At 42.0% G+C, this 19,576-nt stretch carries 17 protein-coding genes; 7 read left to right on the forward strand and 10 right to left on the reverse strand.

Annotation, left to right across the window (positions count from 1 at the left end):
* The first annotated feature begins 390 nt into the window (after nucleotides 1–390).
* Nucleotides 391–4,914, forward strand: coding sequence for a glutamate synthase large subunit (gene gltB / locus ABIB50_RS01425; RefSeq protein ID WP_429376619.1), 4,524 nt, complete (start codon nucleotides 391–393; stop codon nucleotides 4,912–4,914).
* Nucleotides 4,915–4,921: 7 nt separating this feature from the next.
* On the forward strand, nucleotides 4,922–6,406 hold the full coding sequence (locus ABIB50_RS01430) for a glutamate synthase subunit beta (protein WP_429376620.1): 1,485 nt from the start codon (nucleotides 4,922–4,924) through the stop codon (nucleotides 6,404–6,406).
* A gap of 233 nt (nucleotides 6,407–6,639) precedes the next feature.
* Here the strand turns inward: ABIB50_RS01430 and ABIB50_RS01435 are convergent, their stop codons facing one another.
* From ABIB50_RS01435 to ABIB50_RS01445, 3 genes are read right to left on the reverse strand one after another with little or no spacing between them, the layout of a single operon-like run.
* Nucleotides 6,640–7,299: a YdeI/OmpD-associated family protein gene (locus ABIB50_RS01435; RefSeq protein ID WP_429376622.1), complete on the reverse strand. Its 660-nt coding sequence runs from the start codon at nucleotides 7,297–7,299 to the stop codon at nucleotides 6,640–6,642.
* Between the two features lie 10 nt (nucleotides 7,300–7,309).
* Nucleotides 7,310–7,840: an RNA methyltransferase gene (locus tag ABIB50_RS01440; protein WP_429376624.1), complete on the reverse strand. Its 531-nt coding sequence runs from the start codon at nucleotides 7,838–7,840 to the stop codon at nucleotides 7,310–7,312.
* A 5-nt stretch (nucleotides 7,841–7,845) separates the two neighbouring features.
* Nucleotides 7,846–9,015, reverse strand: coding sequence for a galactokinase (locus ABIB50_RS01445; RefSeq protein ID WP_429376625.1), 1,170 nt, complete (start codon nucleotides 9,013–9,015; stop codon nucleotides 7,846–7,848).
* Nucleotides 9,016–9,157: 142 nt separating this feature from the next.
* Here ABIB50_RS01445 and ABIB50_RS01450 point away from each other — a divergent pair, with 142 nt between their 5' ends.
* Nucleotides 9,158–9,448: a YciI family protein gene (locus ABIB50_RS01450; protein ID WP_429376627.1), complete on the forward strand. Its 291-nt coding sequence runs from the start codon at nucleotides 9,158–9,160 to the stop codon at nucleotides 9,446–9,448.
* Nucleotides 9,449–9,498: 50 nt separating this feature from the next.
* Here the strand turns inward: ABIB50_RS01450 and ABIB50_RS01455 are convergent, their stop codons facing one another.
* From ABIB50_RS01455 to ABIB50_RS01465, 3 genes are all read right to left on the reverse strand, one after another.
* A complete protein-coding gene (locus ABIB50_RS01455) occupies nucleotides 9,499–10,251 on the reverse strand; it encodes a hypothetical protein (protein ID WP_429376629.1) in 753 nt (250 codons plus the stop codon).
* Between the two features lie 168 nt (nucleotides 10,252–10,419).
* A complete protein-coding gene (locus ABIB50_RS01460) occupies nucleotides 10,420–11,286 on the reverse strand; it encodes an aldo/keto reductase (protein WP_429376631.1) in 867 nt (288 codons plus the stop codon).
* Nucleotides 11,287–11,433: 147 nt separating this feature from the next.
* Entirely contained in the window at nucleotides 11,434–14,190 is a 2,757-nt protein-coding gene (locus ABIB50_RS01465; protein WP_429376632.1) for a carboxypeptidase regulatory-like domain-containing protein, read from the reverse strand.
* A gap of 168 nt (nucleotides 14,191–14,358) precedes the next feature.
* Here ABIB50_RS01465 and ABIB50_RS01470 point away from each other — a divergent pair, with 168 nt between their 5' ends.
* Nucleotides 14,359–14,826 (forward strand): CYTH domain-containing protein, encoded by a 468-nt coding sequence (locus ABIB50_RS01470; protein WP_429376634.1) that lies wholly within the window; start codon nucleotides 14,359–14,361, stop codon nucleotides 14,824–14,826.
* Between the two features lie 74 nt (nucleotides 14,827–14,900).
* On the opposite strand, the gene ABIB50_RS01475 is transcribed toward ABIB50_RS01470, so the two are convergent.
* Nucleotides 14,901–15,107 (reverse strand): hypothetical protein, encoded by a 207-nt coding sequence (locus ABIB50_RS01475; protein WP_429376636.1) that lies wholly within the window; start codon nucleotides 15,105–15,107, stop codon nucleotides 14,901–14,903.
* Between the two features lie 285 nt (nucleotides 15,108–15,392).
* On the opposite strand from ABIB50_RS01475, the gene ABIB50_RS01480 reads away from it, so the two are divergent.
* On the forward strand, nucleotides 15,393–15,590 hold the full coding sequence (locus tag ABIB50_RS01480) for a hypothetical protein (RefSeq protein WP_429376637.1): 198 nt from the start codon (nucleotides 15,393–15,395) through the stop codon (nucleotides 15,588–15,590).
* An 86-nt stretch (nucleotides 15,591–15,676) separates the two neighbouring features.
* On the opposite strand, the gene ABIB50_RS01485 is transcribed toward ABIB50_RS01480, so the two are convergent.
* From ABIB50_RS01485 to ABIB50_RS01495, 3 genes are all read right to left on the reverse strand, one after another.
* Nucleotides 15,677–16,006 carry a YbjQ family protein gene (locus tag ABIB50_RS01485; RefSeq protein ID WP_429376639.1) on the reverse strand — a complete coding sequence of 110 codons (330 nt, stop codon included), beginning with the start codon at nucleotides 16,004–16,006 and terminating at the stop codon, nucleotides 15,677–15,679.
* Between the two features lie 54 nt (nucleotides 16,007–16,060).
* On the reverse strand, nucleotides 16,061–16,342 hold the full coding sequence (locus ABIB50_RS01490) for a pyrimidine/purine nucleoside phosphorylase (RefSeq protein WP_429376640.1): 282 nt from the start codon (nucleotides 16,340–16,342) through the stop codon (nucleotides 16,061–16,063).
* Nucleotides 16,343–16,439: 97 nt separating this feature from the next.
* Nucleotides 16,440–17,162 (reverse strand): class I SAM-dependent methyltransferase, encoded by a 723-nt coding sequence (locus ABIB50_RS01495; RefSeq protein ID WP_429376642.1) that lies wholly within the window; start codon nucleotides 17,160–17,162, stop codon nucleotides 16,440–16,442.
* Nucleotides 17,163–17,267: 105 nt separating this feature from the next.
* Between ABIB50_RS01495 and ABIB50_RS01500 the strand changes: the two genes are divergently transcribed.
* Both ABIB50_RS01500 and ABIB50_RS01505 read left to right on the forward strand, forming a co-directional pair.
* Nucleotides 17,268–18,149, forward strand: a complete 882-nt coding sequence (locus ABIB50_RS01500) for a LysR family transcriptional regulator (protein WP_429376644.1) — start codon at nucleotides 17,268–17,270, stop codon at nucleotides 18,147–18,149.
* A 441-nt stretch (nucleotides 18,150–18,590) separates the two neighbouring features.
* The gene (locus tag ABIB50_RS01505) at nucleotides 18,591–19,526 is read left to right on the forward strand and encodes a cation diffusion facilitator family transporter (RefSeq protein WP_429376646.1); all 936 of its coding nucleotides are present in this window, start codon (nucleotides 18,591–18,593) and stop codon (nucleotides 19,524–19,526) included.
* The last annotated feature ends 50 nt before the right edge of the window (nucleotides 19,527–19,576 follow it).

Genomic DNA, 19,576 nt, shown 5'->3' on the forward strand with positions numbered 1-19,576 from the left:
CTCTTTCCGCCGAAGGCGAAGAGAGGGTGCTCCAGCGAAGCGTAGAGCGGGTGAGTTGTCGCCGATTATCGCTGTTGATTTCCTTCATTTAAAAAATTAAATAAGGTTTAAAAACATTCTCCCCAATTACATTTTGCTATAAATCTTTAAATAAAATTAAAGTTCGACTATCAAATCAATAGAACTACTTATTGCCGATCCATATAATTTAAGTCATATAATTTGCGATAATTTAATATGATTTGTTAATTTTTTATTAAATTTTAAATTATCGCCTATATTATCTGCCAATTTTTAAGAGAATACCAAAAATTAATATTTATATCGTAAAAACGTTTTGCATTCTGTATTTTCGTGGTTACGAACACTTATAAACCCGTTTGTATAGCGATGGATCAGAACGATAGCACACGACAGGGTCTTTACAGGCCAGAATTTGAACACGACTCTTGCGGTACAGGCTTTATCACCAATATTAATGGTCATAAAGACAACCAGATAATTGATAATGCGCTTACCATGTTAGAAAACATGGAACATAGAGGTGCCTGCGGCTGCGATCCCGATTCGGGCGATGGCGCGGGTATATTGATACAACTGCCCCATGAGTTTTTCATGGAAGAATGCTCATACCTGGAGATCAGCCTGCCCGAACCGGGCGAGTATGGTGTAGGTATGATATTTTTACCGAAGGAATCGGTACTTAAAAAAGCCTGCCGCACGGTAATTGATAATGCAATTGATAAGTTAGGACTTCATAAATTAGGCTATCGTAAATTAACGGTAAACTCGTCAGTAATAGGCGAAACAGCACGCAGCGCCGAACCGGATGTTGAGCAGGTGTTTATTTCAAGGCCGCTCCATATTACCAATACCGAAGATTTTGAACGTAAGCTATACGTATTAAGAAGATACATCAACAAAACAGTTACCGAAACTATACCCAGTGCAAGGAATGACTTTTATTTCCCGTCGTTATCCTGCAAAACCATTGTATATAAAGGCCAGTTAACTACTTACCAGTTGCGCCAGTATTATGCTGATCTTACCGATCCGCGTATGGCATCAGCTTTGGCGGTGGTTCACTCGCGTTTCTCAACCAATACGTTCCCATCGTGGAAACTGGCCCAGCCGTTCCGTATGATAGCGCATAATGGCGAGATCAATACATTAACCGGTAACTTAAACTGGTTTTACTCAGGCCTGAAATCATACGCGTCTGCCTACTTCACTAACGAGGAGATGGAGATGCTGTTACCGGTGGTTGATAATAACCAGTCGGATTCGGCCTGTTTAGATAACATCATCGAGATCCTGCAACATACCGGCCGCTCATTACCACACGTAATGATGATGCTGATACCCGAAGCATGGGACGGTAACGAGCAGATGGACCCGATAAAGAAAGCTTTCTACGAGTTCCACGCTACGTTAATGGAGCCATGGGATGGACCGGCAGCAATCAGCTTTACCGATGGTAAACTGGTAGGCGCGGTGCTTGACCGTAACGGCCTGCGCCCATTACGTTATACCATAACTAATGATGGCCGTGTTATAGCAGCCTCTGAAACAGGTGTACTTAAAATAGACGAGAAAACAGTTTTACGTAAAGGCCGTTTACAGCCGGGTAAAATGTTATTGATCGATACCGAGCACGGCAAGATCATTACCGACGAAGAGATAAAACAACAAATAGCGTCTCGCCAGCCTTACGGCCGCTGGTTAGAGAACTATAAAATAAAGATGGAGGACCTTACCGAGCCGCGTTTAGCTTTTGCTAACCTAAGCGCCGATTCGGTTTTCCGCTACCAGCAGGTATTTGGCTATAGCCGCGAGGATATCGATACCATTATCAAACCAATGGCGCTTGATGGTAAAGAGCCGATAGGATCAATGGGTACTGATGTGCCTTTGGCTATCCTGTCAGACAAGCCGCAGCATTTATCAAGCTACTTTAAGCAGTTTTTTGCGCAGGTAACCAACCCGCCGATAGACCCTATCCGCGAGCGTTTGGTAATGAGCCTGGCTACCTTTATAGGTAACAACGGTAATTTATTGGACGAGGATAAAATGCATTGCCATTGCGTAACGCTTAAACACCCGATCTTAAAAAATCACCAGTTAGAAAAACTTCGCAGTATTGATACCGGCATGTTCCATGCTAAAACGCTACAAACCTATTTTAACGCTGATGGTAACCCGGGTTCGTTACAAAAAGGTATCGAGCGTGTTTGCCGCTATGCGGAGGATGCTGTTGCCGATGGATTTGAAGTATTGATATTATCTGACCGCGCGGTCGACTCTGAGCACGCGCCTATACCATCGTTATTAGCGGTATCTGCCGTGCATCACCACCTGATAAAAAAAGGCTTGCGTGGCGCTGTAGGTATCGTAGTTGAGACCGGTGACGTTTGGGAAGTACACCACTTTGCCTGTTTATTAGCATTTGGCGCGACTGCCATTAACCCATACCTGGCACAGGCAACTATCGAGAACTTAAAAGAAAGCGGTGCATTAGAAACCAACCTGGACACTAAATATCTGTTAAAGAACTATGTAAAATCCATTAACGACGGTCTGTTAAAGATCTTCTCGAAAATGGGTATCTCTACCCTGCAGTCATACCATGGATCGCAGGTGTTCGAGATCCTGGGATTGAACAAAGACGTAGTAAATAAATATTTCTGCGGAGCGGTTACCCGTATCGGCGGTTTAGGTTTGGATGAGATCGCACGCGAATCGCTTTGCAAACACCGCATAGGCTTTGGCGCTAAAAACGAAAGCCGTTTATTACCTGAAGGTGGTATTTACCAGTGGAAACGCCGTGGCGAAGAACACTTATTTAACCCCACTACCGTACACTTATTGCAACATGCTACCCGCAGCAATAACTATGAGGTTTATAAAAACTACGCTAAAGCTATTAACGAGCAAAGCGAGAAACATTACACCATTCGTGGTTTATTAGATTTTGCACATCACCGCGAAGCGATCTCGATAGACGAGGTTGAGCCGGCAGAAAACATCATGAAGCGTTTCGCTACCGGTGCAATGTCATTTGGCTCGATATCGCACGAGGCACACAGCACCATGGCAATTGCCATGAACCGTATTGGCGGCCGCAGCAATACCGGCGAAGGTGGCGAGGACGAAATGCGTTACGAACCATTGCCTAACGGCGATTCTATGCGTTCGTCTATCAAGCAGGTAGCATCTGGTCGTTTTGGGGTTACCTCAAACTACCTGACTAACGCCGACGAACTACAAATTAAAATGGCGCAAGGTGCAAAACCCGGCGAAGGGGGGCAGTTACCGGGCCATAAGGTTGACGACTGGATAGCAAAAACCCGTCACTCAACCCCGGGCGTTGGTTTGATATCGCCGCCGCCGCACCACGATATTTATTCGATTGAGGATTTGGCGCAGCTGATATTCGACTTAAAAAATGCTAACCGCACTGCCCGTATCAACGTTAAGCTGGTATCAAAAGCAGGTGTGGGCACTATAGCCGCAGGTGTTGCCAAAGCACATGCCGATGTTATCCTGATAGCCGGCTATGACGGTGGTACCGGTGCATCGCCAATAAGCTCGGTAAAACACGCAGGTTTACCATGGGAGCTCGGCTTAGCCGAAGCACACCAGACACTGGTACGCAATAAACTACGCAGCCGCGTGGTGTTACAAACAGATGGTCAGCTTAAAACAGGCCGCGATTTAGCTATTGCAGCCTTAATGGGTGCAGAGGAGTGGGGTGTTGCAACCGCGGCGTTAGTTGCCGGTGGTTGTATCATGATGCGTAAGTGTCATTTAAATACCTGCCCGGTTGGTGTTGCTACACAAGATCCGGAATTAAGAAAATTATTCTCTGGCAAGCCGGAGCACGTTGTAAACTTATTTAAATTTATGACCGAGGAGCTGCGAGAGATCATGGCCGAGTTAGGTTTCCGTACCATTAACGAAATGGTGGGCCGCGTTCAGTTCCTGAAGGTAAGAGATAATATTAAGAGTTGGAAGGCTAAGAAAGTTGATCTTTCAGGTATCCTGCACCCGGTAAATAATCCAAAAGATGTTACGCTGTACAACAGCGAATCGCAGGATCATGGCATGGCCGAGATCATCGACTGGAAATTATGGGAAGACGCAAAACCTGCATTAGCTGATAAAACACCGGTATTTGGTACTTATGATGTGAAGAACACCGACCGTACCATTGGCGCGTTGTTATCAAACGAGATCTCGAAGATCTACGGCTCGGCCGGTTTGCCTGATAATACCATCAACTATAAATTTAAAGGATCAGCCGGGCAAAGCTTTGGCGCTTTTGCAACCAAAGGCGTATCGTTTGAGCTGGAAGGCGAAGCTAATGATTATGTAGGTAAAGGTTTATCCGGTGCGCAACTGGCGGTTTATTCATCGGCTGACGCCACTTACCTGGCCGAAGAAAATATTATCATAGGTAATGTTGCCTTATACGGTGCAACATCGGGCGAAGCCTTTATTGGCGGCATGGCCGGCGAGCGTTTCGCGGTACGTAACTCGGGCGCTACAACAGTTGTTGAAGGTATTGGCGACCATGGTTGCGAGTACATGACCGGCGGCTTGGCGCTTATCCTTGGGAAAACGGGCCGTAACTTTGCCGCAGGCATGAGCGGCGGTATCGCCTGGGTTTATAATCCGGATGGCGATTTTGCCGAAAACTGCAATATGGAAATGGTTGACCTTGACCCGCTGACGCTTAAAGACGAGGAGCAGATCCTTACTTTATTGCGTAAGCATGTTAGCTTAACCGGCAGCAAGCTGGCGCAATCGATCATCAAAAACTGGAACAAGGCTTCTACAGATTTTGTGAAAGTGTTCCCTAAGGAGTATAAAAAAGTAGTAGAGAAATTAGAATATCAAACTGTAAGCAAATAATTCACAGATGGGAAAAGTAACAGGATTTCAGGAATACGACAGGAAGATGCCTGAAAAATTATCGCCTGCAGAACGTGTAAAAAACTATAACGAATTTGAGAGCTTATATACAGACGAAGAGTTAAATAAACAATCGGCGCGCTGCATGGACTGTGGTATTCCGTTTTGCCATTCGGGCTGCCCGCTGGGTAATATCATCCCTGAGTTTAACGACGCGGTTTATAATAAAAAATGGGAAGAGGCTTACCAGATCCTTGCATCAACCAATAACTTCCCTGAATTTACCGGCCGCATTTGCCCGGCACCGTGCGAATCTGCATGTGTATTGGGCATAAACAAACCGCCGGTTGCAATTGAAGAGATAGAAAAACACATTATAGAAATTGCTTACCAGAAAAACCTGGTAAAACCGGTAGCGCCATTGGTTAAAACCGGTAAAAAAATTGCCGTTGTTGGTTCTGGTCCTGCCGGATTAGCTGCCGCCGCGCAATTAAGCAAAGCCGGCCACGAGGTTACGCTATATGAGCGCGATGATAAAATTGGCGGCTTATTACGTTATGGTATCCCTGATTTCAAAATGGAAAAATGGATCATCGACCGCCGTATGGAGGTGATGGAGAAAGACGGCGTTATATTTAAAACCAATACCGAAATAGGTAAGGATATAGCTGCCGATGAACTGGTGCGTAGTAATGACGCGGTGGTTTTATCGGGCGGTTCAACCATTCCGCGCGATCTACCTATCCCAGGCCGTGAACTGAAAGGCATCCATTTTGCGATGGACTTTTTAAAGCAACAAAACAAACGTGTTGGCAACTCGCCCATTACAGCCGAAGATATTTTAGCTACCGGTAAAGATGTAGTAGTTATTGGTGGTGGTGATACCGGATCAGACTGTGTTGGTACATCAAACCGCCAGGGTGCGGCATCTATTAAACAATTTGAGGTGATGTTTCAACCGCCTGAGCAGCGCACACAACACATGCCATGGCCAACTTACCCTATGGTGTTAAAGATCACCAGTTCGCACGAAGAAGGTGTTGAGCGCCATTGGGGTGTAAATACCAAAGAGTTCTTAGGCGATGAGAACGGCAACCTTAGAGCGCTGCGCGTAACAGACGTTAGCTGGGAAGTTGATGTAATGGGCCGCCCTATTAAGTTTAGCGAAGTTGAAGGATCAGAGCGCGAGATACCTTGCCAAAGAGTGTTCCTGGCAATGGGTTTCTTAAACCCGCAATACGCAGGTATGTTGCAGAGCCTTGGTGTTGAATTAGACGGCCGCAAAAACGTAAATGCTAAAGAAGGCGTTTACCGTACCAACGTAAGTAAAGTATTTACAGCAGGCGATATGCGCCGCGGACAATCATTGGTTGTTTGGGCGATATCAGAAGGCCGCGAATGCGCCCGCAAGGTTGATGAGTTTTTAATGGGACACTCTGTATTAGAGAGCAAGGATTCTGTTAACCAGTTCGACCAGGTGTTTGATTCGTAGGCCACCTAACCCCCTGAAGGGGGAATAATATTGGAGATCCTCTTTCGCGTGTGCGGGAGAGGATATTTTTTATAACCCATAATTTTTTTGATGAGTGCGCAATACCAGTGGTAAATTTTGGTGCTTATCTGGGTAAAAGCGGGTGATTAGGAGTATCTAAATGGTGCATAAATGGCTACTTTTTATGCATAAACGGCTAATTTTTGTCCATAAATAAAAACAAATAAAAATATTTACTTTTCTGATGGGTTCTTTTTGCCGTCATTTAATTTCTCTGCCAGTCTAACCAATCGCTCGTCGCGGGTCTTTTCCTGTTTGGCGGTAAGGATCCAGAGGACGTATTCTTTTTTGTTGGAGTAGGAGAGCTGCTGGTAAAAATCCATAGCCCGGGGTTCGGTTTTCAGGGCATCGGCTATGATGGGTGGGAGCTTTATCTGCTTGTTATCCACATCGATATAGGCGCTGTACTCGTTTTGGCGGATGTTTTCCTTGTTCCCTTCTGGCTCTCTTGCCTGCCCAAGCGGCCTGAAACGTAATGCGGTCCAGGTATCATCAATAGCTGCCGAGGCTACGATTCGGAGATCATATTTGGCCACTTCGTCCCAGCTGCCCATCATTTCCAGGTCGCTTTTAATACCCGAACTCTTTTTGGGGTAGGTTATCCAGAAAATGGTATCGGGTTTTAATACCGGTACAATTATCTTTAAAGATTCAGCCAGTTCAGCGGCATCTTTAACAAATAGCTGCACCCCGTCAAATTGCCTGCTGGGGTTGAAAAATAAGGTAACACCTTCGGGTAAAGGTTCAAGTATGGCGAAGTAGCTTTTGGGAGCATTATAAAACAACCAGTTTTTACTGGGTTTTATGAATAGTTTTTTAGCTAATGCGCTCATACGCCAATATTTACAAATTCAATTTAGCAAAGAAATCCCACAATACAATACCTGCCGATACCACGATATTGAACGAATGCTTGGTGCCAAACTGCGGTATTTCTATACAGGTATCAATTATTTGCATCACTTCATCGCTAACGCCATTTACCTCATTACCAAATATTAACGCGTATTTGGTGGTTTTGTTGGGGATAAATTCGTTAAGCATCACGCTGTTTTCGGCCTGCTCAATTGCTATGATCTGGTAACCCTCTGCGCGTAATTGTTTAACAGCTGCTACAGCGTCCTCATGGTACGTCCAGTTAACAGACTGGGTTGCCCCAAGTGCCGTTTTCTCTATCTCGCGATGCGGGGGCTGCGCCGTTATCCCGCATAAACAGATCTGCTCCACCGCAAACCCATCCGACGTACGAAATATCGACCCAATATTATGCATACTGCGTACGCTGTCCAGTACCACTGCTAGGGGTAGTTTCTGCTGATCTTTAAATTCAGATATGGTGGCGCGGTTAAGCTCGTCTAATTTTAATTTTCGCACTTTAGTTATGCTTCGCTGTTTAATGACAATGTCCCAACACCTATACCAATCAATGATTGATATACAGATGGGGCGTAACCAATTTTAGCTGTATAATAAGTATTTAATTCCTGGCTGAAGTTTTCAAATTCGTCATGTTTAACTAAAGCTATGGCACAGCCGCCAAATCCTGCGCCTGTCATGCGTGCTCCGGCTACGTGTGGGTTAGTTTTAGCATATTCTACTACTGTATCAAGCTCTTTGCCGCTAACTTCGTACAGGTCACGTAATGAGTCGTGCGAGGCATACATCAGTTTGCCAAAACCGATTAGATCGTTTGCCGCAAGCGTATCGGCGGCTAATTTTACCCTGTCGTTCTCTTCAACAACGTGTTGGGCACGTTTGCGCACCACCTCATCAGCTATTAAATTTTTATGCAGATTAAAAGTAGCGGTATCAATATCGCATAAGTAATTAATACTGAGCTCCTGGTTAAGCGCTTTTAACGCTGCCTGGCACTCTTCAACACGCTCATTGTATTTCGACTCGACCAGTTTACGCGATTTATTGGTATTGATGATAGCCAGCACATAATCGCCTAAGTTGCTTGGTACAATATCATATTTAAGCGTGTCGCAGTTTAATACAATAGCTTTGTCCTTTTCGCCAAAGGCAACAGCAAACTGGTCCATAATACCACAGTTCATGCCTATAAAGTTATTCTCTACCGACTTGGCAATCTTCACCAGCTCCAGTTTAGTATAACCACCATTAAACAGATCGTTTAAAGCATAGGCCATTACCACCTCAATTGATGCAGATGATGATAAACCTGCGCCAATAGGTATATCGCCAAAAAATAACAGATCAAGTCCTCCCAGTTTATGGCCGTCTTTCAGAAAATGGTTGATTACCCCTAAAGGGAAATTGTACCAGCCATCGCCATCTTTTTCATAGCCGTCTTTTAAAGTGATCTCCGGGTTCTCATCAAAATTCAGGCTCTTAAAGCGGAACACGTTATCCTGGTTGGTACTTATTAATAAGTAGGTGCCAAAAGTAATTGCAGCCGGCATTACAAGCCCGCCATTGTAATCAATGTGCTCGCCTATTAAGTTTACCCTTCCCGGCGAGAAGTAAGCGTGTTGGGCCTCTTTATGGTATATTTCAGAAAATTTTTGTGCTAAACCGTATTTCATTTTAAGCTATATTATTGGTTTGGCAAATATTGTAAATATTACACTATTAGTATTACTGCCGCCATTAATAATTGTAAATAATTAAACAGGTTATGAATCGGTCTGCTCAGTGTTATATTTGTAACAACTAAAATTATAAACCATGGATCAATACTTAATAACCGCATACGATTACACCGACGAAGGCGCATTTGAAAGAAGAATGGGCGTAAGGCCGCATCATTTAGATGGCGCTAAGGACCTTAAAGCCAAAGGTAACTATGTTATAGGAGGAGCGATGCTGAATGAAGAAGGTAAAATGATTGGCTCGACTATGATCCTCCAGTTTGAGAATGAAGAAGAGCTGGAGGCCTGGAAACAAGGCGAACCGTATATCACCCAAAAGATATGGGAATCGGTTGATATAAAACCGTTTAAAGTGGCTAATGTGTAATAGCTAAAACGAAAAGACCCCAATCAAGGGGTCTTTTTATAAATTAACTTTTACTTCTTCTTTTCTACCGTGCCTGATGAAAGGTTTATAGAATAAGTATTAGTACCCAAGGTTAGTATAGCTTCATTATATCCCGGGAATGCTATTGTCCCCTCAAATAAAAATGCGCCTTTAGGCGAATTGCCGGTTATTGTGCAAGTGGCTGTACCGCTTGAAATCATTGAAAGGTTTGAGGCAGTAGCCTTATTAACAAGCAGATTTTTAACCGTTATATCAATTGAAATTGTTCCGGCCCTTGCTGTATCGGCTTTTAATTTAAAAGTCCCCATGGTTTTAAACTGGCCATTAATTACATATGCCTGTGCCGCAGGTGTTAAACCCGCCACGGTTACAGTTGAGCTGCCGTTGCCATTCGCCGATATTTTGGGCCCATTGTAATTACCGCTGAATGTTAATGTGCTGCTAACATTGTCTGCCTGTTTGTTGGCGTTACAATTAAGCTTATTGGTGATCTTTTGTTTAAAGCTACAAAGTATTACAGATCCCGGCTGATTTTGACGTACTATCGTATCAACATGCGTTGCGCCACAACCTGTTGCATTGGTATATAGCGTCTGCGAGCTTAAAGAAATATCATTTGATATTGCAGCAAGGCCGTTTGAGCCTGATGCCAATGAACCAGCTATCATCAATGCCGATTCTTCATTGCTGATGGGGGTGCCATCTGTTTTAACCTGTAATTTTTTACAGGCGGTAATGCCCATAAAACTAACAGCAATTATGAATATAAGGGGGTACTTCATAAAAACTTTTTGTCTATTATTTAATCAATTTTAATTTCTAAAAATAGACATTATTATGACAATTTAATAAAATGTTAATAAATTTTTTGGTAAGCGGATTGATAAAAGAAAAAAGGGCTTTGCGTATAATACAAAGCCCTTTCATTACAAATTTAATTTTATTACAGCTTATAAGGCAGGAGATATAGTGTTGAGATCTGCGATATCTTCAGCCGTCAACTCAATATTTATTGTCTTCATGTTTTCTTCCAAATGCTCAACGCTTGATGTGCCGGGAATCAACAAGATATTATCAGCATGGTTTAACAACCAGCTTAAAGCTACCTGGTGTACAGTAGCACCGTATTTTTCGGCAATGGTTTTTAGCTTATCCTGCGCGGCTACATTGCCGGCATTAAGCGGGAACCAGGGGATGAAAGCAATGTTTTGCTCTTTGCAGTAGTTCAATACCGCTTCCCATTTACGGTTATCCACGCTGTACATGTTTTGAACCGATACCACTTCGAAATATTGCTGCGCCTTTTTAATGTCATCAACACTAACTTCTGATAGCCCTATGTGTTTGATCTTGCCATCCTGCTGTGCCTGTTTTAAAAAGTTAAAGGTATCTTCGGCCGGTACTTTAGGGTCTATCCGGTGTAGTTGATATAGATCTATCCGGTCAAGCTTCAGGCGTTTTAAACTTCCTTCCAGCGCTTCCTTTAAATGATCAGGATGCGCGTTAACTGGCCATTGATCGGGGCCGGTACGTTCTAAACCTCCCTTAGTGGCAATTACCAATCCTTTAGGATAGGGGTATAGTGCCTCGGCTATTAACTCTTCCGATACATACGGGCCGTAACTATCTGCCGTATCAATAAAGTTTACGCCTAATTCAACCGCGCGTTTTAATACACTGATTGATTCGTCATGATTATTGGGCGGGCCCCAAATGCCTTTGCCGGTTATCCGCATTGCGCCGTAACCTAACCGGCTTACAATAAGGTCGCCGCCTATTGTAAATATCTTGTTGTACAAGTTCGCTGTATCAGCCATGATAATGTTTTTATAGTGTGGTAAATAAACAATGAATTTAGGCTGATTGTTCTTAAATATGGTGGGCTGATTGTCATATTTAAAAAAGCCCTAAAAAAGCAAAAGTTGACCCATTGAGCCAACCTTTGTTGTTATTTATAATGGGATTTATTTTACCGTATACCGGTAAAGTGTGCGCCCGATATTTCCATTACTGTCAATGCCTTCAATTATGGCACGGTAGGTGCCGGTGCCATCAGCATTAAAAAAGTCAAATGTGGCATTGCCGTCCTTATCAGTCAGTACTTTTGGGTTCCAGTAAATGGTTGTCCTCAAATCACCGCCAAATGAGCCGTTTTTTGCAGCATCATATTTAGGCGAATAAAATGAACGCGCCATATAATAGCCTTTAGGAGTGAAGTTAACGGCACTGTATTGCGATGTTGTTAACTGGGCAAGCAACTCTCTATCTAATTTTGGTTTTGTAGTTTTTTTACTGCTTATAACAATAACCCCGTTTGTGTTATTCATACGGTTTACGCCGCTTAAACCCTCGCTGTTAAATATTTCTATCTGATCTATACTCTCGGCGGGGATACCGAAAAGATTCGGAAAATCGACAATCGCACCGTCCAGGTATATTGACGCTTCCACTTTTTTGCCGGCATTATAGTCGCGCGTTATATATAGCTTATCCTGATAGTAGGTAATTCCGGGTAATGTGGCTTTTATACACTCGTATAACGAACCGCAATCAGTAAGGCGTTTACCATCCACTACGTGGTCTGGTATGCTGCTTAACCCTACCAACGAGGTAAAATCCTGGTGGCTGACCTTTTTTTCGACCTTTTGCTCTTTAATAACAACTTCTTTAATTACATGCGAATTGGCTGCCTGCCTCTTATCGTTCTGTAAATAGGCATTAAGTACTGTATCAATGTTGATCACTTCATCCGCAGCATTAAGATTGGGTGTTGGTGCCTGTGGCGATGGATTATTGAGCATTATCATCAGGTTATTAGCGTTTAATGAGCCTTTGGCATTAATAACGGCTTTAACCGAATCGGGAAAAAATAGCTTAGAGATCTTAAATTCCCCTTCAGGGCCGGTGTTAACCGTTGCAGAAACTTTCATGTTTTTAATATAAAAGTTTAAAGTTCCGCGTGGCATTGGCATACCTTGGCTTGTACGCAATGAGCCTGTAATTTCTATACCATCTTCCGGCCAAAACTTTATAGCAGGTTGTTTATTTGCAAATACATCCTTATAAATAATGCGCCTGTAACCTTGGGTAAGCATTAAAACATCCAAATCGGCAGCAGTTTTATCACTTATCTTATTAAAATAATAGTTAGGCTTTTCGATATAGCCCTTCAGGTCCGAGGTAAGCAATTGGTTGGTTAAAATGGTAGTTTCTGAATTTTCATCAAACGGAACTTTTTTATCGTCCAATACAGTTACCGATAAGTTAGCTAAGGCAGGCTGGTTGGCCGCTGTTTTAGCCGTAACGTTAAAAGTCACCGGGTCACGCACCCCATAAGTTGTTTTGGCGGTACTTAAACCTATTTTTAATTGATCATTACGTTGTATAAATACAATACGTTCTGCCAGCGGGTCTCCGTTTGCGGCAAAAATTGTAAACTGGGCAACGCCGGAAGGGAATTTGGATTTAGCTATCGCAGCCGAATAGGTTTTAGTTACAAGTGCTGATTGCCCGCCATAACAGATAACCTGACCCGATTGCCCCAAAACTGAGATCTTTTTGTATTTGTTAGCCAGGAAATAGGCATCATTTGCCGAGATTGTAAGCGTCAGTTTGTCGGGATCGGTAGTATTTACAGAAACGGTTATGCCCGAGTCTTTGGGTTTTGGCAGGTCATAGGTGTTTTGTGATCCATCCGGGAAAGTTAAAGTTGCCTTATACGTTTTACCGGTTTGCGGCTCTAATTCAAACACCCCCATGCCTAAATGTAGCGCCGAAACGGTTGCTACTACGGTGCCGCTGTTATCTATTATAGTTCCTTTAACATCTGTACCTAATCCATCAGGTTTAACAGCCTTAAAGGCCACTTTAGATTTAATGCCGGCTACCAGGTCGCCACCTTCGGGGAAAAATTGAACGTCAATTGGTGCAGCAACATTTTTTAACGAATAAGTATTTACAAAAGTGTTGTTATTGATATCAATGCCTGCTATCAGGTTAGCTTTGCCTAAGCCTTCTGTTTTATTTGTGGTGAAACTAATGTTGATATTTCCCTGAGCATCAGTTGTGCCCTTGCCTTTGCTTATACTTTCGTCATCGGTGTTTTGTACTTTCCAGCTAACTTTCCGGCCTGCATAGTCGCGGCCATCAGCCGTATAATAATGTATTTCCGCGTCAACTTTTGCGGTGTTGTTTTTAAATTGTCCGGATAGGGTTATATTGCTAAAAACGTTTTTATCTACAAGCGTACCAACCGGTATTGTTTTACTAAAGAAATAAACCGGGTCAAAATTACGCATCCAGTTAGTGTAGGCTTTTATATGGTAATTACCCTCTTTATAATTACCTTTTAGCAGCAGTATATCGCCAATAGCCGTCCCATCGGTAACCGGTAGTTTCAAACGTTGTATGGTTGAATCTTTACTGGTTAAAACATCTACATACAAAACCTTGCTGATTGATGATGGCAGGTGTTTGTTTTTGGTCATATCATCATTAACAGTTATATCATTTGTTAAGTATGCTTTAAACCAAATGGTATCGCCAACAGCATAGTAGGGTTTATCAAAATGCAGGTAAACTTTTTCGAACGGATAGTCGGCGTTATATTTTACAGCTTTGGTAACAATTGTATTTATGCTTATGGTATCAGTTTGGGCAAAAGCCGATAAGCAGATAACAAGTAAGAATAATAATGTAGCAGCAATTTTTTTTGAATTCATTAGTATGCTTTGCGTATTAAAAAGATGGATAAATATATCTATTTATGCAATAGTATGGCTAATACTATTGTACTTTAACATTTTTTTACACTTCGAAGTATAACGGGGCGTAAATAAACTTAAACCAACATAAATAAATACTGTTGGTAATACGGAAACAAATTTAACATGGGTATTGAAATAGAAAGGAAGTTTTTAGTTGATCATAAACAATGGCAGCAACTGCCTAAACCTGCAGGCACTAAAATGCAGCAAGGCTATATGGTTAATGAGGATGACAGAACCATAAGATTACGCATTACAGATAAACAGGCGTACATTACGTTTAAAAGTGGCACAGCAGGTATAAGCCGTAACGAGTATGAATATGAAATACCGGTTAACGATGCCACCCAATTGTTTGCCCAATTTGTTAAAACAGGTTTAGAGAAAACGCGCTATTGTATAACCCATGAAGGTAACCTATGGGAGATTGATGTTTTTGAAGGTGATAATCATGGCCTGGTTATAGCCGAAATTGAGTTGGGGCATGAAGACGAATACTTTGTCCATCCGCCTTGGGTTACGGTAGAGGTAAGCGGCGAAGAAAAATATTATAACTCAAGTTTATCCGTACACCCGTTTAAAAACTGGTAAAATAAAAAGGCAGCATTTTACGTAGAAAATCCTGCCTTTTTATTTTTTGCAAACCGGTATACCGGTTATGCCGCTTACCAGCCGCTACCTTTTTTTGCAGCGCCGCTTGCGATATGACCTTCAGCCGTAGCTTTGCTCATGATTGCAGCCATTTTGTTACCTGCAGCGTCTGCGCCTGTAGCAATGTATCTACCTGATTTTACATCAATAGTAGGGTTGATCATTGGTACGTTTTTGGTTTTGGTTTTCACTGAATAAGCTGTGATGCCTGATGTTGCCATAAATAAGTTTTTAATTGTTTAAAAGTTAACCTTGTTAGGTGTGAATTGTTTTCACAAACATAGTTTACTTTTGTTAAGTAGTATATAATTCTTGATATTTTTTATCACCAAAAATGTGGATAAGTGCCAATTTTTAACCTATTTTGTTGATTTGTGGAAAACTTGTTGCTTCGGCCACGCAAAATTTGGACTTTTAAGCACAGCAAACTTGCCTGAAAAGTGATTTCCGGATAAAATAACCGGCGTATTTTTTAACTTAGTATGTACTATTATTATAAATAATAAATGAAAAAGAGGGACACAAGCATATTATACCTGTTGTTGGGCTTGTATGCTTTAATGATAAACTGGTATTATAACCACTCTATAATAATGCTGATACTTTGCTATATATTCTGGCCGATTTATCTGATTTATGAATTGCTTACAGGTGGCCTTGCACACGGTATGTGGAGGGAGATACCATTGACCTATTTTAGATAGATATGATTCATCAGATTTTGAACGATAATTACACCGATTTTCTTTAAAAATCGGTGTAATCAAAATGCCATCGGTGTAATCCTAAATTATATTTTTTCTACTACAACCGCGGTGCCGTAGGCCAGCACTTCGGTTATGCCCTGCATTACTTCGTTGGCATCATATCGCATGTTAATTATGGCATTTGCGCCTAATACCTGAGCGTGTTGTATCAATAGCTGGTAAGCTTCTTCGCGGGCGTTTTCGCAAAGCTCTACATAAATAGAAAGCCTGCCGCCAAACAACGACTGAAAACCGCCTGCTATATTGCCTGCAACACTGCGGCTGCGTACGGTAATACCGCGTACCACGCCTAAATGTTTAACTACCCGATAACCTTCTAATCCGGTGCTGGTTGTAATTAATGAATGATCCATAGTTGATAAATTGAAGTTATTAATCAAATATACGACATTCATAAACCGGTATTGTTACCGGTATTTACATAAATACGAAGTTTGGTTTTTAGATTTAACTTTGAAAGATGTATTGGCCGGAACCTCGAAAGATTGACCGTTGGTAAAAGTCTCCCAATTTGCTTCACCAGGTAATAAAGCCACCAGTTCGCCCTCAATAACCGTCATGGTTTCGTTGGTTGATGTGCCAAATTCATATTCGCCGCTTTCAATAACCCCAATAGTCGATTTGCCGTCGATAGCAGTATAGGCTAACGATTTTACCGCGCCATCAAAATATTCGTTTACGTTTATCATAGTCTTTATTTATGGCCGAATATCGCAAAATATTTTAAAGTGGCAGTTGCAGTAGCGATAACAGGAATTTTCTGGTAAAACTATCCTGCAACTAATTCTACTTTATTCCTCCAAAGGCTGCGAAGTAGGAGTTTTTATGTAATATCTCTACATCTGTAAAACCTACTTTTTTTAAAAGGGCCATTTGGTAATTTACAGACCGCGGGGTATCCTCATGCGCAACATAGTCCAATACCTTTTGGCGGTATTCTGGTCCGCCAAGTGTGTCCAGGTAATCGCTGTAGCGTTGCTGGAACAACCTGTTCAGCGGCTCGGCGTCATGTGCAATAAGATCCGAGATCCAGATACTGCCGCCCGGTTTTAAAGCCTTGTATAGCTTGCTGAAAACGTTTTCCCAGTCGGCATCATCACGCAAATGGTGCAAGGTTGCCGCAGCCAGTATAATATCAAAGTGGTTATCGGGCAGATCAAGGTTGCGCATATCATCCTGTATAATCGTAACCTCACCGTTTGTTTGCGCCGATACACGATCTTTGGCCCGTTCAAGCATGGGTAAGCTCAAATCATTAAGTGTGCAATTAAGATTGCCTGTTTTGCTTAGCATCTTTAACGTGTAGTTACCTGCGCCGCAACCTATATCTAACAGGTTTTTAGCATTTGGGCTTATATACTTTGCCGCTTCGGTGCAAAGCTCCATGGTTAACGGGGCGTCGATAGTTGTTGCCTGGCCGGTGTCTAAGTTTGAGAAACGCTCAACGTCATTATCAAAACGGTTTCTTATCTCCTCATTGGTGGCTTTACCGGCATAATTTATATTCATATTATTAGCTGTTTGAAATTGTGGTTTGACAAAGCTATTCGTTTTAATGATATTTGTAAAATATCAATTTTGTCAATTATTGATATTTAAAAGGTATCATTGAAAATGGAATTAAGACACCTGCAATATTTTAAAGCCGTAGCGCAGCACCTGCATTTTAGAAACGCGGCTGCCAGTTTGTTTATTTCGCAACCGCCATTAAGCCGGCAGATAAAGGAGCTGGAAGAAGAGTTGGGCGTGCAATTATTTTTACGTAACAACAAGCGCGTAGTTTTAACTGAAGCCGGAAAGTATTTTGCGGCAACCGTCGATTCAATTTTTGCGCAGCTGGAAGAAAGTAAAAATATTGCCCGGCAAATTCATCAGGCCGCAGGTACCGGCGAACTGAAAATTGGTTATATCAGTTCTGTTTACCAACCGCACCTGGCCGAAGTATTAAAAGCTTTACGGCAGGTTTTCCCTTATATAAAAACCAGTTTGTATGAACGCCCCACCATTAAACAAATAGAGGCGTTGGAGCAGGGGAAGCTTGATGTAGGTATATTAAGGGCGCCGGTACAATCGGACAAGTTAACGGTGCAAACCCTGTTCTTCGACCCATTTATGGTAGTTGTGCCATCTGCCGGGATGAAATTTGCCAAGGCCGATGTGCTTGCAGATTTTATAAAGGATAAACCCTTTATATTTTTTAATAAGGAATATGCGCCCCATTATTATGATAAACTGGTTGAAATTTGCCACAGGTTGGGGTTTAAACCCGATATTACACATGAAGTAAATAATGTTCATTCCATAGTGCAATTAGTTGAGGCCGGTTTAGGTGTTTCAATACTACCCCTCTCTTTAAAGCAGCAATATGCCAAGTTACAGTTATCGTTTATCGAATTGCGCGATATCCCCGTAAGTACCGAAGTAGTTTTGGCTTATAAGCAATCAAATTTAAATGCCGCTTTAAAATGGTTTATTAAAAATTACAAGAAAAAATAATTTGCCATAACCGGTGTATTCTATCGCCGTATAGTGCGTATAAACATAATAATTGCTATAAAAATAACGGCGATATAAACCAGTTTCATAATATAGCTAAGTAAGCAATAATTGTTGACTATAAAAAAATGCCGCGAAATATCCGGGGCATTTTCTGTGAATATCATCTGTTATTATTTCTGTAACAATACGGTTGCTTTAACACCAACCGTTGTAATGCCCGATCAATGGCTCGAAATATAAATGGTGTAAATGTTTCTATATTATAATAATAGAGACATGAAATAACCATAAACCTTAGCTTCTGGTTTTAAAAATTATTCTTTAAGTTAATTTTATACTTAAATCCCGCTCCAATTTACGATCTATTACAAAGCCGCACAATTAAATTTAGCATTACTCAAAACATAATAGGCTGCTTTTTATTACACTACTATAAATATGACAGGATCAAGTAAATCAATTTACGCGGCACTTTTTGCAAACCTGCTTATAGCTGTTACCAAATTTATTGCAGGGGCTATAGGCAACAGCGCTTCTATGATTGCCGAGGGGATCCACTCGGTAGTTGACACTATAAACCAGTTACTGCTGTTATTGGGGTTAAAGCTTAGTAAAAAGAAAGCCGACAGATACCACCCGCTTGGGTATGGTAAAGAATTATATTTCTGGTCGTTTGTGGTATCTATACTGATATTTGGGTTGGGCGGCGGCGTATCTGTTTACCAGGGTGTTACACACATTATTCACCCCGAAGCATTAGGCGACCCTACCTGGAGCTATGTGGTATTAGCTGCCTCCGTTATATTTGAAGGCGCTTCGCTTATCATAGCTGCCAAAGAGTTTAATAAGCTGCGCGATGGACAGACCTGGTGGAACGCCATCATAAAAAGCAAGGACCCATCAACCTTTTTAGTGCTGTTTGAAGACAGCGCTGCCGTTGTAGGCCTGTTTATAGTAGCCATATGCCTGTGGCTAAGCCATCATTTACATCAACCTTTTATAGATGGCATAGCATCGCTCTTGGTGGGGCTGATACTGATTTTTGTATCGCTGATACTGGCCCGCGAAAGCCGGAGCCTTTTAATGGGCGAAGGCATAAAAATGAACACCAAAAAACGCATCAGGCAAATAGCCGAAGGTGACAAAGCGGTGCTGAAACTGATGCACCTTATGTCAACCTATCAATCGCCAGAGGAAATTTTGGTGATGATCATCATCGCTTTTAAACCCGACCTGAATACAGGCGAAATAAATGACGCTATTGACCGTATCCGCGAACAAATAAAATCAGAGTTTAAGCGCATTAGGTTCGTAATTATCCAGCCCGATGTTTTTGAAGGTAAGATAGATCCTAACGTGCAGGCGTATATATAAATAGCAGGCCTAAATCGATTTTTAAGGATAAAGACTTTCCGTATTGGAAA

It is taken from the genome of Mucilaginibacter sp. UYCu711 (assembly GCF_050433825.1).
In the GTDB taxonomy this organism is placed as follows: domain Bacteria; phylum Bacteroidota; class Bacteroidia; order Sphingobacteriales; family Sphingobacteriaceae; genus Mucilaginibacter.

Bases quoted from the DNA above. Each gene is read 5' to 3' on its own strand.
- ABIB50_RS01450 (WP_429376627.1), top strand. From the start codon at position 9,158: ATGGATCAATACTTAATAACCGCATACGATTACACCGACGAAGGCGCA.
- ABIB50_RS01475 (WP_429376636.1), bottom strand. From the start codon at position 15,107: ATGGCAACATCAGGCATCACAGCTTATTCAGTGAAAACCAAAACCAAA.
- ABIB50_RS01460 (WP_429376631.1), bottom strand. From the start codon at position 11,286: ATGGCTGATACAGCGAACTTGTACAACAAGATATTTACAATAGGCGGC.
- ABIB50_RS01470 (WP_429376634.1), top strand. From the start codon at position 14,359: ATGGGTATTGAAATAGAAAGGAAGTTTTTAGTTGATCATAAACAATGG.
- ABIB50_RS01485 (WP_429376639.1), bottom strand. From the start codon at position 16,006: ATGGATCATTCATTAATTACAACCAGCACCGGATTAGAAGGTTATCGG.
- ABIB50_RS01495 (WP_429376642.1), bottom strand. From the start codon at position 17,162: ATGAATATAAATTATGCCGGTAAAGCCACCAATGAGGAGATAAGAAAC.
- ABIB50_RS01490 (WP_429376640.1), bottom strand. From the start codon at position 16,342: ATGATAAACGTAAACGAATATTTTGATGGCGCGGTAAAATCGTTAGCC.
- ABIB50_RS01465 (WP_429376632.1), bottom strand. From the start codon at position 14,190: ATGAATTCAAAAAAAATTGCTGCTACATTATTATTCTTACTTGTTATC.
- gltB (WP_429376619.1), top strand. From the start codon at position 391: ATGGATCAGAACGATAGCACACGACAGGGTCTTTACAGGCCAGAATTT.
- ABIB50_RS01435 (WP_429376622.1), bottom strand. From the start codon at position 7,299: ATGAGCGCATTAGCTAAAAAACTATTCATAAAACCCAGTAAAAACTGG.
- ABIB50_RS01500 (WP_429376644.1), top strand. From the start codon at position 17,268: ATGGAATTAAGACACCTGCAATATTTTAAAGCCGTAGCGCAGCACCTG.
- ABIB50_RS01430 (WP_429376620.1), top strand. From the start codon at position 4,922: ATGGGAAAAGTAACAGGATTTCAGGAATACGACAGGAAGATGCCTGAA.
- ABIB50_RS01455 (WP_429376629.1), bottom strand. From the start codon at position 10,251: ATGAAGTACCCCCTTATATTCATAATTGCTGTTAGTTTTATGGGCATT.
- ABIB50_RS01505 (WP_429376646.1), top strand. From the start codon at position 18,591: ATGACAGGATCAAGTAAATCAATTTACGCGGCACTTTTTGCAAACCTG.
- ABIB50_RS01480 (WP_429376637.1), top strand. From the start codon at position 15,393: ATGAAAAAGAGGGACACAAGCATATTATACCTGTTGTTGGGCTTGTAT.
- ABIB50_RS01445 (WP_429376625.1), bottom strand. From the start codon at position 9,015: ATGAAATACGGTTTAGCACAAAAATTTTCTGAAATATACCATAAAGAG.